The following is a 13600-nucleotide window of genomic DNA, read 5'->3' on the forward strand; positions in this document are numbered from 1 at the left end:
TATGAAATATAAATAAGTTCGTGAAGCAAATAGCTTATTTTTCGTAACTGCACAGTAACACCAGTATGATAGCGCATGATAGAAGATGACCTGAAGTATAAATCAAAGCGTTTGAGGATTACATAAAAGGAATTCCCTCTCCATCCGGAGACTATAATAAGAAAAGGGTGTATCATTTCAACTTTGATACACCCTCTTCTTATTTAATACCAGCATTTCGTTTCCGCGCCTGCGTGGTACGAACTGCGATGCACGAAGCTGGAACGTAGCACTTGAAACTACTAACGCCTCAACTCCGCCGGCATCTCTTTCTGCAACAAATTCTTATACACGAACTCCGTTTTCAGATTCTGGAAATGCAGGCCCTTATTCCCGCCCCATCCATGCCTTCCGCCGGAATAAATCATCATTTCGAAGTCTTTCTTCAGGTCCTGAAGTCTGGAGATAAGTTGAATGGAATTCTGCATGTGCACGTTCTCATCAATGATGCCGTGCACGATCTGCAATTTACCTTTGTATTTGTCTGCGTGGGTAAGTACAGAACTGGATTTATAGCCTTCAGGATTCTCTTCAGGCGTATCCATAAAGCGTTCCGTATAATGCGTATCGTACAGGCGCCAGTCGGTTACGCTGCCACCGGCCATGCCATGGGTGAACACATCGGCGCCATAGGTGAGCGCGTAGCAACTCATGTAACCGCCGTAGCTGAAACCGGTGATGCAGATACGCGCGGGATCGGCGCCTTTGGAGATGAGGTGTTTTACGATGGTGCTGTAATCTTTTGTTTCCCAGTAACCCAGGTTACGATGGATGAAATTCTGTCCTTTCTTTCCAAAATGACCTGAGGCACGGTGGTCCATCGCTACCTGGATCATCCCTTCTTTCGCGTACCATTGTTGTTGTGCGCCCAGCGAGAACCTGTCCATTACTGTACCGGCGTTAGGGCCCCCGTAAATAGAGATGAGTACGGGATATTTTTTGGCCGGATCATAATCCAGCGGCCAGGTTACCAGGGCGGGAAGTTCATAGAGACCATCATCACTTTTCACGCGGATGAGCTCGGTTTTGGCCAAACGGTACTGATCGGCTTCCGTGCCTTTGCTGTCGGCGATTTCACGAATGAGCTTTCCTTTGCCATCCACGAGCGCTATTTTAGGAGCAGTGGCGGCGTTCTGGTAAGTAGTTACAAAATAAGAGGCATTGGGCGAAAGCGATACCTGGTGGTTGTAGTCGCCGAAAGTCAGTCTTTTCAGGTCCTTTCCATTGAGCTTAACACTGTACAGGTCTACCCGTGCGGTGTTCTCTTTCCGGGCGGTGAAAAAAACGGTGCTTTTCTTTTCGTCCACGAGAAGGATATCGGTTACCGTGAACTCCCCGTTGGTGATGGGGTTCAGTTGTTTGCCGGTCATATCGTGGAGGTACATCATGTTCCAGCCCGATTTATCGCTCTGAAGGATAAAACCTTTTCCGCTTTCCAGGAAAGTGAAGCGGTTAGCGTTATCCAGGTCGATCCAGGTTTTTTGAGTTTCTTCGTAGATCAGCTTTTTGGAGCCGTTCTCTGTTGAAACCGCATAAATTTTTAATTGATCCTGGCCGCGGTTCATCCACGACTGCCAGAGGGTTTTAGAATCGTTCATCCAGATGGGCATACCGAAATACTGGTCCTCGGCGGCGTTAAAATCGGCCCAGGTAACAGCACCACCGGTGGCGGCAACAATTCCTACTTTCACTTCGGGGTTGGCGTCTCCCGGTTTGGGATAACGCAGCGTTTCCACGTAGCCGCGGGTGCCATTACCATCCGTCATAGTGAATACGGGAACTTTGGTATCATCGGAACGAAAAAAAGCGAGGGACTTACTATCAGGGCTCCACCAGAAGGCGCGGTGCCGCGTAGGGCGACCGAGAATCTCTTCCATATATACCCAGCTGGAATAACCGTTCAGGATTACATCACTTCCATCAGAAGTGAGTTTTGTTTCTTTTCCGGATTGAAGGTCTATCGTGTAAAGATTATTTTCTTTGGTGAAAGCCACGAACCTGTTGTCGGGCGACATTTCAGGATTCACTTCCAGTGCAGGGTCGTTGGTGAGTCTTTTTTCAACTTTGTCCGGACCTGTATAATAGAGGTCATTGTTTTTCACCCGAACCATGCCGTCTGAAGCGGGGCGTTGGAATGTATACGGTGTTTCTTTGCCTGTTTTGGCATCCACTTCATAAAGGTCGGGGCGTTGCGGGTTTCCTTTGTTCACCACATAATGTGTGTCGTCGGTCCATTGGCTGATTCTTGGCAAGGGTTTGGAAATGGTTTCCGGAAGTCCGTAAAGCAGCATCTGCTGGCGCGTGAGTTCTTTTTGTTGCGCGGCAGCGGAAAAAGCGATGCTCATTCCCGCCAGCGCCATTCCCATCCACAGGGTGTTTCTCCTGTTCAATTGTTGCATGGTTGAATACATATAGGTTATGAAGAATAGAACCTGAAAAATAGTATTTTCTCCCCTTCCTCCCGGTATTTTTTGATAAATGGCATCGGTTAAAAAACGGTCCAGGTGCCGGAAATGATTCCTTTACAATGTGTTGGGAAATAAGTAAATTGTACAGACACACGATAAATTTCACCATTATGAGCTTCGCCAACAAAACTGTATTGATCACCGGAGGCAGCAGGGGTATCGGGAAAGCCATTGCTTTACGGCTGGCCAAAGAGCACGCGAATATTGTGATAGCCGCCAAAACCGTTGAGCCGCACCCAAAACTGGAAGGCACCATTTTCAGCGCCGCGGAAGAAATAAAGGCACAGGGAGCAGGCAAGGTGCTGCCCGTTCAACTCGATATCCGCGATGAAAAAAACATCGCTGAAGTAGTGGATAAAATCGCTTCAGAACTGGGAGGGATTGATGTCCTGGTGAACAACGCGAGCGCCATTAACCTGAGTTCCACATTGGAAACTGAGCCGAAACGTTACGACCTGATGCACGATATCAATGTACGCGGCACCTTTCTTATGAGCCGTGCATGCATTCCTTACCTGAAAAAAGCGGACAATCCGCATATCCTCAACCTTTCTCCCCCGCTTAATATGGATCCCAAATGGTTCGGTAAACACCTTGCCTATACGATGAGCAAATATGGAATGAGTATGGTAGCGCTGGGATTGGCGGAAGAACTGCGCTCCGACCGGATCGCGGCGAATGCACTGTGGCCGAAAACCACTATTGCCACGGCGGCCGTACAAAACCTGCTGGGCGGCGATTTTCTCATCCAGCGCAGCCGCACCCCGGAAATCGTGGCCGATGCGGCTTATTACATACTGAAACGCCCTTCTACTGAGTGTACCGGCAACTTTTTTATTGATGAACAGGTACTTTCAGAAGAGGGCGTAACAGATTTTGAAAAATATGCGGTAAACCGGGATCAGCAACTGATGCCCGATCTTTTCCTATAATTTTTCCGGGCGCATCATGGGGAACAGCAGCACATCCTGGATGCTGGGCTGGTTCATCATGAACATACAGAGGCGATCGATCCCGATGCCGATGCCGGAAGTGGGGGGCATCCCGTATTCCAGGGCACGGAGGAAATCGTGGTCGATGAACATGGCTTCGTCGTCGCCGCGTTCCATCAGTTTGATCTGGTCCTCGAAGCGTTCGCGCTGGTCGATGGGATCATTCAGTTCGCTGTAGGCGTTGGCCAGTTCCTTTCCATTCACCATCAACTCGAAACGCTCTACCAGTCCGGGTTTGCTGCGGTGTTTCTTGGTGAGCGGACTCATTTCCACCGGATAATCGATGATGAAGGTGGGTTGAATGTAGGTGTGTTCGCTGGTGGCGCCGAATATTTCGTCGATCAGCTTTCCTTTGCCGATGCTTGGGGCAACGGAGATGTCTAGTTGTTTGCAAACATCGCGCAGACCGGCTTCGTCCATCTCACTGATATCAATACCCGTATTTTCTTTGATCGCGTCGAAAATGCTGATGCGCTTGAATGGCGCTTTGTAGTTGATGATTTTGTCGCCGAGTTTCACTTCGGTGGTGCCATGCAGGGCGATGGCTATTTTTTCGAAGAGTTGTTCGGTAATGTCCATCATCCAGAAATAGTCTTTGTAAGCGGTGTACCATTCGAGTACGGTGAACTCGGGGTTATGGGTCCTGTCCATGCCTTCGTTCCGGAAGTTCCGGCTGAATTCATATACCCAGTCGAAACCGCCAACAATCAGTCGTTTCAGGTACAATTCGTTGGCGATCCGCATGTACATGGGCACGTCCAGCGCATTGTGGTGTGTTTCGAACGGGCGTGCGGCCGCGCCGCCGGGGATCACCTGGAGCACGGGTGTATCTACTTCCAGTGCTCCTTTTTCGTTGAGGAATTCGCGGATGGTATTTACCAGTTTGGTTCTTTTTACGAATACATCCTTCACATCGGGATTTACCACGAGGTCGGCATACCGCTGGCGGTATTTGAATTCGGGGTCGGTCACTTCATCAAAAACATTGCCTTCCTCGTCGCGCTTAACCACCGGCAGGGGTTTCAGCGATTTGGCGAGTAAGGTAAGATTTTGCGCGTGAACGGTCACCTCTCCGGTACGGGTGAGGAAAACAAATCCCTGTACACCGATAAAATCACCGAGGTCAATCAGTCTTTTCACCACCTGGTCGAACAGTGTTTTGTCTTCTCCGGGGCAGATATCGTCCTTTCTCACATACACCTGGATGATGCCCTGCATATCCTGGATTTTGATGAAGAACACCTTTCCCTTATCGTTGATGGTCATGATTCTGCCGGCCACGGTAACATTTGCGAACTCCTCCTTCTTCTCTTCGGAGAAGCCGGTTTTGATGGCTTCGGAATAATGACTAAGGGGGTATAACGCTGCGGGATAGGGATCGATGCCCAGTTGCTGTAATTCGTTCAGCTTGTCCCTTCTGATGATTTCCTGTTCTGATAATTGCATAAAACGCCTTTAAACGGGCAGCAAAGTTACGGTTTTGGCGTTGAAGTGATGGCATTTCCATTGTTAGCCTGGGATAGGTTAATACAGGAGGTTAGCTGGTGTTTTGAACACCGGGGTTACCGTTAAAATCTTTTACAGCAGCTTTTTGTAGGGAAAACTAGCTGTGTTCCACGGCTGGGAAGGGTTTGGAGAGAAGGTGAAGCGTGGGGGGGAAGGAAGAACCGGTGCCACCGACGTTGTTTTCCTGGGGGAGTTAAGGGGTTCCATCCGCTGATTTTTAGGTGTTTTTCTGAGACTGAATTCGAAGCTAAAGCGAAGGCGGGTAGATTATACACCCATAATTTTCCAGCACGGTTTTCCTCTAACTCAAGAATGAGCGATGTTAGAATGCGTTGTTACCAGAATAGCTTGTTAGGTGTAGCTCCCCCGGTTAACTACCCTACTTTAGGTGTTTTTACGGGTACCCGGTGGCACCGCTATAGCGGTGCCACCGGGTACCGTGTTTTAACGGTAACTGCTTGGGGGTACGGCTTCAATAGCGGAGGCGGCGACGCTATCTTCTGATGCCTCACCGATAGCTTCATATTAAGTTAACCGTTCATTCATATCCCGGTAATACAGAATGATGAATTTTGAAAAACGCCAGATATGGAAAAACGTCTCATGGATGTAGCTGTGATTTCGGATGTTCACCTGGGAACCTACGGTTCCAGAGCGAAAGAAGTGGTACAATACCTCCGCAGCATTGCTCCCCAGATTCTCATCCTGAACGGAGACATTATCGACGGCTGGCAGTTCAGTAGAAGATATTTCCCCCAGGCGCATTTACAGGTGCTGAAAGAAGTGGTGAGTATGATGTCGAACGGAACGCGGGTAATTTACATTACCGGGAACCACGATGAGATGCTGCGCAAATATTCTGATATAGAACTGGGCAACTTCCAGCTTACCGACAAACTGGTGATAGAAATTAACGGTAAGATGACCTGGGTTTTTCACGGAGATGTGTTCGATAATACCACCAAAGGCGCGGCCAGGTTCTGGGCCAAACTGGGCAGCAGCGGGTATGGGTTCCTGATTTTGCTGAACCGGTTCATCAATGGTTTCATGAAGCTGATCGGCAAGGAACGGATTTCTCTTTCCAAAGCGGTCATGGACGGTGTGAACAAGGCCGTGGTAAAGATCAACAAATTCGAAATGACCGCCGCCGAACTGGCGATTGAGAAGAAGTACGACTACGTGATCTGCGGACATATCCATCAACCCGAAAAACGAGTGATCTCCAACAAGAATGGCTCGGTCATGTACCTGAACTCCGGAGATTGGGTGGAGAACCTCACTTCGCTGGAATACTATCAGAACGACTGGCACGTGTACCACTACGATGCCACGCAGTTCGCCCATAAGCCTGAAGAAAAGCCTCAGCAAACGCTTACCGTGGTAACAGACGAGATCAACCTGTTCATTAAATCCCTCGCCATCTGATTATGAAAATATTATATGCGGTGCAGGCTACCGGGAACGGACACATCAGCAGGGCCATGGAACTGCTGCCTTACCTGGAAAATTACGGGAAAGTGGACCTTTTCCTAAGCGGTGACAACTGCTCCCTGGAACTGAATGCACCCATCGCTTACCGCAGCAAGGGGCTGAGCCTGTATTACAACAATGGCGGCGGTCTTGATTACCTCAAAATGCTCCGCCAAACCAGTTTTACCCGCTGTTTCCGGGAGGCCCGCGACCTGCCCGTGGAAAAATACGATATGGTGATCAACGATTTCGAAGCCATCACCGCCCTGGCCTGTGCCCTCAAAAAAGCACCTTCCGTTCAATTCGGCCACCAGGCCAGCTTTCAGTCGGTTAATACCCCTCGGCCACAAAAGAAAGATGTTTTCGGAGAATGGATACTGAAAAACTATGCCCGCGCCAGTCATTATATCGGTCTGCATTTTGACCGTTACGATGAACAGATTTTCACCCCGGTCATCAAAAGAGAAATACGGGATACCGAACCGGAAAATCACGGACATATCACCGTTTATCTCTCCGCCTTCCCTTCGGCATCATTGGTTCCGCTCCTGAACCTGGTACCTGAAGCGCATTTTCATCTCTTCTCCAAAGATGTAAGGCAAACCACCCGGAAACAGAATGTGACCCTGTTCCCCGTTCAGAAAGAAGGTTTCGACAAGAGCCTCGCTACCTGTAACGGCGTAATTACCGGAGCAGGGTTTGAAACGCCGGCGGAAGCCCTTTTCCTCGGCAAGAAATTGCTTACCGTTCCCATCCGCGGTCAGTATGAACAATATTGCAATGGCGCGGCGCTCGAAAAAATTGGCATTCCCGTTGTTATGAAATTAGATGAAAAGTTCCCGGGTATCATTCAACAATGGCTTCAAACCAAACAAACTGCAAGCGTAGACTATTCGATGCGCACGGCTTCCGTGGTGGAACAGGTGTTCCATACCTATCCTTTTGGTGCCGTTCCTTTGGCGGATTGGGCACCGGAATTGAATTTCAATTAGGATCACTATATTAGTACCATGGAATTCAGTAATGCTTCCGTGGACCCGTCGCAGTTGCCCGATGCTTCAGGCGTACCGTTCACCCCTCTTGAAAAACCTTATGCCCGCTCCCTTTCCTGGCAGTGGCTGCTTTCAGCTTTGTTGTTTATCGCCGTGGCCGCTGGCTTATACATCGGTGTCAAAAAAATCCGTTCCGATCTTTACCTGATCATTTCTTTTTCTATTATATCGTTGGCGCATTTTATTGGCTGGTACCTTGCCATGCTTTCGTTCAGGAGAAAGGCTTACGCGTTGCGGGAAAGAGATATTCTATACCGCTCAGGCTGGCTGGTGCAAAGTGTTTCCGTTTGTCCTTTCAGCCGCGTACAACACTGCTCCGTTTCTTCCGGCCTCATAGACAGGAAATTCGGACTGGCCACTTTACGTGTGTACACGGCCGGTAGCGATGGTGACATCGCGATACCCGGCTTAAAAGAAGCCGATGCCTTTTCGATGAAAGCGTACATCACCGGAAAAATCAATGCCGATGAGCCCGCAAACGTATGACTGGTCGAAGCCCCAGCGGCAGTCGCCCGCAGGATTGGGGTTGATGTTCTTTAAGGTGCTGAAAGGCTTCTTTAATGTTTTCCTGCCACTTATCGTGGTCTATTTCTTTAAAAAAGGAAGAGCCTCCGATGCCTATGAATGGGCCTTTGCGGGTCTGGGTGTTTTTGTACTGATAAGGGCCATCCTGGAATTTCTTTTTTACCGGTTCCATATCGCTGATGGTGAACTGGTGATCAAAAGCGGTATACTTCGGAAGCAAACCGTATCTCTTCCACTGGAAAAAATCCAGGGGGTGCAGTTGGAACAGAATATCTACCACAAAGCGCTGGGTATTACCAGAATGGGGTTTGACAGTGCCGGAACTGAAAAAACAGAGGTAAAAATTGACGCGATCGGGCTGGAAAAAGCTGCCGCTTTAAAAGCATTTATACTGGAACGGGCCGCCACGGAGGAAGAACAAACAGCTTCCGGAAACATTGCGGCCCCCTACGAATATGATGAGAAAAAGATCATCCAACTCGGGTTTGCCGATTTGCTGAAACTCAGTTTCTCGGCCAATCACATAGAGGCGTTCTTTATCCTCCTGGGCTTTCTTTTTTCGCTGTTGCAGCAGGCGCGTGATGTGGTGGAGGACCAGATTGAAGCGTTGGCAACGGAGGCTTCCGGTTACCTGGTGGCAGGCTCAGTTTCCCTGTTCGTATTCCTTTTCCTGCTCACGCTTATTGTGTCCATCGTTTTTTCCGTGCTGCGCACTTTTCTCACCTACTTCAATTTTTTCATCAGTTCACGGGAGAAAGGGTTCCGGATTTATGGCGGACTAATACAGGTAAGGGAAAAACTGGTGCCTTACCGTAAAATCCAGTACATCTCCTGGAAAGCGAACTTCGTGCGCCGAAAGATCGGTATCTGGATGCTCCAGTTTCATTCCATTGGCAGTGATGCCGTGAAAGAAAACCAGCAGGTGAAAACACCCGTAACGCAAGATTCTTTTCTTCCCGCGCTCCTCGAAAAATACCATCCTGAACTGGATCAGAACACGGTGAACGGGAATGGAATATCACGGTTGTACGCCATCAGAAGAACCCTTTTTACCGGGCTGCTTCCCGCCATTGTATTGTGTGGCGCATCTGTTTACTGGTGGGGTTTACATGCGATCTGGTGGTTGCTGTTGGTTCCGGTGGTCTATGCGCATACCCGTGTTTTCACCAGCAGATTCCGTTTTTTCCTCGAAGCAGAAGCCATTCAACTCCGCAAAGGGGTATGGGGTACACACAATGCCTTGTTGAGATGGGATAAAATACAGAAAGTATCGCTCCGGGAAAGCATGTACCAGCAGAAAAAGCACCTTGCCACCCTGGTACTGCATACCGCAGGAGGCGTGGTAACGCTACCCTATATTAAAAAGCAGGAAGCGGTTCAACTCATGAACTACGCTTTATTTAAAGGTGAAATTTCGGGGAGCGACTGGATGTAGTCAGAAGATGTAATCCTTTACTTCCTTTACAAAATTCTGTTCATCGGTGTACACGATGCGCGGCACGTGGGTATCCGCCTCTTTTCTTTTTACATAAGCGAAGGAAAGCACATGAATGTGGTCGCCCGCGTTGAAGTGTTTGGAAGCGGCACCGTTCACGGTAACCAGCCCCCTATCTTTGGAAGGTACCACATAAGTGAGTATGCGGCTTCCATTTGTTTTATTGTTCACATGCACCAACTCAAACTTTTTCAATCCGGCCGCGTCAATAATTTCCTGGGGCAGCCCAATGCTGCCGGGGTAACTTTCCACGCTTTCGGTAACGATCAGTTCCTGTACTTTAACCCTGAGCAATTCTAATAACATCGAAGGATCATTTTATTTTAGCAATACAGGTGAACAGTGCAATGATTGTACCCAAGATACACAATTTACACTTCAATGAATGTGAATATCAGGTATTTAATGAGAGCAGCACCTGCCAGGCCGATGCTTCGTTGCGTTGTTCCAGGAGTTCATGGGCGTAACGGTGCAGTTCTCTTTCCATCTCATCGGGACTTACACTATAGTATTGAAAAATCTGTTTCAGCCGATCGTCGGTGAAAGCGGGATCCACGTTGGGGATCACATTGACGTTAGCCAGCATGCCCAGGTCGTTGCCGGTCAGTATTTTACTGTTCCGGATTGCGTCTGGCAGGGCATCGATCCCGATGCCCAGTTGGGTGTTGGGCTTGGGTACCTTAAATAGACTTTCCGGCGTAACCCGGCAATACCAGTCTCCGCCGAGTCTTGCAACCAGGTCCAGTTTCCGCTGATCGATCTTTCCTTCGGCATCAAGGATATCATCGCTAATGTGGAGGCGCAATATTTCCGCGAATACGAGATTGCCCGCGCCGCCTTCCGTACCCAATGCTTTAATTTCAGTGACCCTGCATTCCAGTTTCACTTTACTTTCCCTCACCATCGGGGGGGCGACTAGCGTGGCTGGTTCCATGGTGAAACCGGCCTTGGTGAATTCGTTCACGTCCTTTGGGAACTCACAACTGGCGAGGCTTGTTTGCTGCACCATGTCGTAGGTTACAATATTTATTACCACTTCGGGCACTTCTTCCACATTCTGTAAAGTATGCTTGGTGGTATTATCGCGTACCCTCCGGGCGGGACTGAATACCACCACCGGGGGATTACTGGAAAAAAGATTGAAGAAACTGAATGGGCTCAGGTTTACCTGTCCGCTTTTGCTAATGGTACTGGCAAAGCAGATGGGGCGGGGCGCAATGCAGTGTTGCAGGTAATGCTGAAGTTCCGCGGGCTTAAGTTGTTGGCTGTCCAGGATCGGCATGAGCAGTTTTTGAAATGATCAATTGAACGAGTCTGACGCACTGCATCAGGAAAAAAAGAACGATGGGCACCGCGATTGGCAAGAATGCCTGCTTTAATACTTCCTGTTGCTTCAACAGGATTTTCCGGGCTTCCTCATCATTTAAAGGCCAGTCGAATGCGCCGGGAAGCATGTAGGTATTGTAGAAATATTTATATGCCAAAACATTCACGATCATCGAAAGGATGATCATGGCGATCACGGCTTTTTTCCACCCGCTGCCCCATCCGGACATGGTTTGGAGCCCGAGGTGGAAAAAATACAATCCCCAAAGCAACAATAAAAACACCCATTTCCCCCCTTCTATTACAAAATATGTATCCATCATCTGGATATCAAGGGTGCCATCACCAGATAGGAAAAGCCTTCCCAGGATGAAAAGGATGGAAATGCCGCCCAGTGCGGTGATCCAGGTTTTTTCAGTTTTTGGTATGGATGGAGCGGCCAATGGTTATTGGTTTTTTTTCAGGGCCAGTATGGAAAAGTCAGTTTCTTCTTTTACAATGGTATTGGTCAGAATGCCCAGTCCATCAATTTCCATTTCCACCACGTCGCCCGGTTGCAGCCATTGTTCCTGGTAGTTGGGGTCGTTCAGCTTTCCAGTGCCGTTCAGTTCCAGGAAGCAACCGGTTCCAACGGTTCCACTTCCGATCACATCACCGGGGTAGATGTTCACGCCGTAGGCGCAGCGTTCAATGATTTCCGCGAAGGTCCAGTCCATATCGGCCATATTTCCTTCGCTTACCTGGATGCCGTTCACCCTGCATTTCATGGCCAGGTTGTAGCTGTTGCCCGTATGCCCTTCTTTAGCAGGCACTTTCAGGTGTTCCAGTTCATCGGGCGTAACCAGCATCGGCCCGATCACGGTGGTGAAATCCTTTCCTTTGGCGGGACCCAGGTTCAGGAGCATTTCTTCCATTTGCAGGCGCCTGGCGCTCATATCGTTCATAATCATATAGCCGCCGATGTAGTCATCCGCATCTTCCGCCCGGATGTTCTTCCCCTGCTTACATATTACGATGGCCACTTCCAGTTCAAAATCCAGCTTTTCGAAATGATCGGGCATACACTGAATGGGACCGGGTCCCTGAATTGCATTGTGGTTGGTAAAATAGAAAATCGGGTACTGGTCGAATTCGGGGATCATCTCCACTTTCCGGTTCCGCCTTGCGGCGGCCACGTGTTGCCGGAAAGCATAACCATCGCGGCAGGAAGTAGGGTGCGGCACGGGGGCCAGTAATTTTTCTTCGGAATAAGGAAAGCCCTTTTCAGGCGCGATCTTCCCTTCTTTCAGCATTTTATCGAAAGTGAGGACCATCGGGAAATAAGAATCCCAGAAACCGAGCAGCATGCTCATGGAATTGGGCAGGTCCGAATGGAGGGCCTCCAGGTCGAAAATAAGGTTGTTGTGTACGATGCCCAGTTGCTCGTGGCCGTCTTTCAGGAAAGTGACAAGTTTCATCAGTTCTTTGTTTTACCGGCAGGCGGGTTCCGGAACGAAGCCCATTGTATAAAACCGGTTTTTTATTGAGTAAAATTTCCGTTTGTAACTAATTACTATTCAAACAATCATTAAAACTATAAATTTGCAGCAGAATATTCAGCACGAATATACCAACCCCCCTTATAACCGCATCATTTGAGTAACTTTTTCCTGCGCGGAGGTTTCCGGCAGCTGGTCAAAGTTGTTAGACGAACCAGTAAATTTGTAAAAAACCTGTTCGATGAAGTTTGATAAGATTCATAATAAAGGTCAGGCAAGGTTGTTTGAAAGTGAGTACCTGGAAATGCTTACCAAAACGCACCCCCTGGTGATCTGGGGGATGTATATTCCCATCATAGGGTACATGCTGTACCATGCCAATACGCACCTGGGCTTCAGTGTACTGTTCATCGCGGGCATTTTCCTTGTTGGGGGATTCTCCTGGACGCTTTTCGAATACGTGGCGCATCGTTTTGTTTTCCACCTTGTGAGTGAGAACCCAAGAATGCAAAAGTTCGCCTACATTTTGCACGGCAACCACCACCATTTTCCCCGCGACCGGCAGCGCCTGTTCATGCCACCAATTCCAAGCCTGATCCTGGCATCAGCGATTTTCGGGCTGCAGTACCTGATGCTCCGCGAATACACCTATATCTTTTTCCCGGGCTTTATGCTGGGTTACCTGATGTATGGCACCATGCACTATGCCATTCACGCGTGGAACCCGCCTTTCAAATGGATGAAACCGTTGTGGAGGAACCACCACCTGCACCATTACAAGAACGAACACAACGGATTCGGGGTGAGCACCACGATCTGGGACCATGTTTTCGGCACCATGTTCGATCTGAAGAAAGAGAAGGAAGACAAAGAGAAGGTGAAAGAACTCATGTTCTGAGCCTTACCATTTTTCTTCTTCACTGTCTCCTGAGGATTTATACCGCTGGCGCGTTTCCACTTTTTTGATTTCCCTTTCCATCATCATTTCAGAAATGATGACCGAGGCATCTGCGTTGGGATGATCTGCGAGCAGGCTGCGGAGTTTGTTTTCGCTGATGTCCATCCGGTAGAGTATGCGTACCAGTTTCGTAAAATCTTCGTTTACGAGTTTGTTCACGTAGTGGCGGAGCGCTTCCATGAACTGATCGTAGTGCCTGTAGCTGGCGATCTCCAGTTCCAGGTGCAGCCTAACGCCGTTGGCGGCCTCCTGCCAGATGGTGGTTGTGATCATTGCTTCCATAACCGCGGT

13 protein-coding genes are annotated in these 13600 nt (G+C 48.9%); 6 read left to right on the plus strand and 7 right to left on the minus strand.

The annotated features are described in order from the left end of the window. Window positions 1-281: 281 nt before the first annotated feature. On the minus strand, window positions 282-2438 hold the full coding sequence (locus M4J38_RS05905) for a S9 family peptidase (RefSeq protein ID WP_251758613.1): 2157 nt from the start codon (window positions 2436-2438) through the stop codon (window positions 282-284). Window positions 2439-2617: 179 nt separating this feature from the next. On the opposite strand from M4J38_RS05905, the gene M4J38_RS05910 reads away from it, so the two are divergent. Beyond that, entirely contained in the window at window positions 2618-3439 is an 822-nt protein-coding gene (locus M4J38_RS05910; RefSeq protein WP_251758614.1) for an NAD(P)-dependent oxidoreductase, read from the plus strand. Here the strand turns inward: M4J38_RS05910 and lysS are convergent. Further along, window positions 3434-4945 (minus strand): lysine--tRNA ligase, encoded by a 1512-nt coding sequence (lysS, locus tag M4J38_RS05915; RefSeq protein ID WP_251758615.1) that lies wholly within the window; start codon window positions 4943-4945, stop codon window positions 3434-3436. The two genes, M4J38_RS05910 and lysS, sit on opposite strands and share 6 nt — an antisense overlap. A gap of 648 nt (window positions 4946-5593) precedes the next feature. On the opposite strand from lysS, the gene M4J38_RS05920 reads away from it, so the two are divergent. The 4 genes from M4J38_RS05920 to M4J38_RS05935 are packed head-to-tail and all read left to right on the plus strand — an operon-like array spanning window position 5594 to window position 9487. Next, a complete protein-coding gene (locus M4J38_RS05920) occupies window positions 5594-6430 on the plus strand; it encodes a UDP-2,3-diacylglucosamine diphosphatase (RefSeq protein WP_251758616.1) in 837 nt (278 codons plus the stop codon). Window positions 6431-6432: 2 nt separating this feature from the next. Continuing rightward, the gene (locus M4J38_RS05925) at window positions 6433-7467 is read left to right on the plus strand and encodes a glycosyltransferase family protein (RefSeq protein ID WP_251758617.1); all 1035 of its coding nucleotides are present in this window, start codon (window positions 6433-6435) and stop codon (window positions 7465-7467) included. 18 nt (window positions 7468-7485) lie between these two features. Further along, entirely contained in the window at window positions 7486-8013 is a 528-nt protein-coding gene (locus M4J38_RS05930; RefSeq protein WP_251758618.1) for a PH domain-containing protein, read from the plus strand. Then, a complete protein-coding gene (locus tag M4J38_RS05935; protein WP_251758619.1) occupies window positions 7994-9487 on the plus strand; it encodes a PH domain-containing protein in 1494 nt (497 codons plus the stop codon). The genes M4J38_RS05930 and M4J38_RS05935 overlap by 20 nt, the downstream gene beginning before the upstream one ends. Here M4J38_RS05935 and M4J38_RS05940 read toward each other — a convergent pair whose 3' ends face one another. From M4J38_RS05940 to M4J38_RS05955, 4 genes are all read right to left on the minus strand, one after another. Further along, a complete protein-coding gene (locus M4J38_RS05940; RefSeq protein WP_251758620.1) occupies window positions 9488-9853 on the minus strand; it encodes an aspartate 1-decarboxylase in 366 nt (121 codons plus the stop codon). A gap of 88 nt (window positions 9854-9941) precedes the next feature. Beyond that, window positions 9942-10829, minus strand: a complete 888-nt coding sequence (locus tag M4J38_RS05945) for a flavin reductase family protein (RefSeq protein ID WP_251758621.1) — start codon at window positions 10827-10829, stop codon at window positions 9942-9944. After that, a complete protein-coding gene (locus M4J38_RS05950; RefSeq protein ID WP_251758622.1) occupies window positions 10801-11316 on the minus strand; it encodes a hypothetical protein in 516 nt (171 codons plus the stop codon). Before M4J38_RS05950 ends, M4J38_RS05945 begins: the two co-directional genes overlap by 29 nt. A gap of 3 nt (window positions 11317-11319) precedes the next feature. Then, complete coding sequence (locus M4J38_RS05955) at window positions 11320-12330, minus strand: fumarylacetoacetate hydrolase family protein (RefSeq protein WP_251758623.1); 1011 nt, start codon at window positions 12328-12330, stop codon at window positions 11320-11322. Between the two features lie 262 nt (window positions 12331-12592). On the opposite strand from M4J38_RS05955, the gene M4J38_RS05960 reads away from it, so the two are divergent. Beyond that, on the plus strand, window positions 12593-13249 hold the full coding sequence (locus M4J38_RS05960) for a sterol desaturase family protein (protein WP_251758624.1): 657 nt from the start codon (window positions 12593-12595) through the stop codon (window positions 13247-13249). A 3-nt stretch (window positions 13250-13252) separates the two neighbouring features. On the opposite strand, the gene M4J38_RS05965 is transcribed toward M4J38_RS05960, so the two are convergent. After that, entirely contained in the window at window positions 13253-13591 is a 339-nt protein-coding gene (locus M4J38_RS05965; RefSeq protein ID WP_251758625.1) for a hypothetical protein, read from the minus strand. Between the last annotated feature and the right edge of the window lie 9 nt (window positions 13592-13600).

Origin of the sequence: Parasegetibacter sp. NRK P23 (assembly GCF_023721715.1) — a bacterium.
In the GTDB taxonomy this organism is placed as follows: Bacteria; Bacteroidota; Bacteroidia; order Chitinophagales; family Chitinophagaceae; genus Parasegetibacter.

Excerpts from the sequence above, each read along its gene's own strand:
- M4J38_RS05905 (WP_251758613.1), bottom strand. The coding sequence starts at position 2,438 with ATGCAACAATTGAACAGGAGAAACACCCTGTGGATGGGAATGGCGCTG.
- M4J38_RS05910 (WP_251758614.1), top strand. The coding sequence starts at position 2,618 with ATGAGCTTCGCCAACAAAACTGTATTGATCACCGGAGGCAGCAGGGGT.
- lysS (WP_251758615.1), bottom strand. The coding sequence starts at position 4,945 with ATGCAATTATCAGAACAGGAAATCATCAGAAGGGACAAGCTGAACGAA.
- M4J38_RS05920 (WP_251758616.1), top strand. The coding sequence starts at position 5,594 with ATGGAAAAACGTCTCATGGATGTAGCTGTGATTTCGGATGTTCACCTG.
- M4J38_RS05925 (WP_251758617.1), top strand. The coding sequence starts at position 6,433 with ATGAAAATATTATATGCGGTGCAGGCTACCGGGAACGGACACATCAGC.
- M4J38_RS05930 (WP_251758618.1), top strand. The coding sequence starts at position 7,486 with ATGGAATTCAGTAATGCTTCCGTGGACCCGTCGCAGTTGCCCGATGCT.
- M4J38_RS05935 (WP_251758619.1), top strand. The coding sequence starts at position 7,994 with ATGAGCCCGCAAACGTATGACTGGTCGAAGCCCCAGCGGCAGTCGCCC.
- M4J38_RS05940 (WP_251758620.1), bottom strand. The coding sequence starts at position 9,853 with ATGTTATTAGAATTGCTCAGGGTTAAAGTACAGGAACTGATCGTTACC.
- M4J38_RS05945 (WP_251758621.1), bottom strand. The coding sequence starts at position 10,829 with ATGCCGATCCTGGACAGCCAACAACTTAAGCCCGCGGAACTTCAGCAT.
- M4J38_RS05955 (WP_251758623.1), bottom strand. The coding sequence starts at position 12,330 with ATGAAACTTGTCACTTTCCTGAAAGACGGCCACGAGCAACTGGGCATC.
- M4J38_RS05960 (WP_251758624.1), top strand. The coding sequence starts at position 12,593 with ATGAAGTTTGATAAGATTCATAATAAAGGTCAGGCAAGGTTGTTTGAA.
- M4J38_RS05965 (WP_251758625.1), bottom strand. The coding sequence starts at position 13,591 with ATGGAAGCAATGATCACAACCACCATCTGGCAGGAGGCCGCCAACGGC.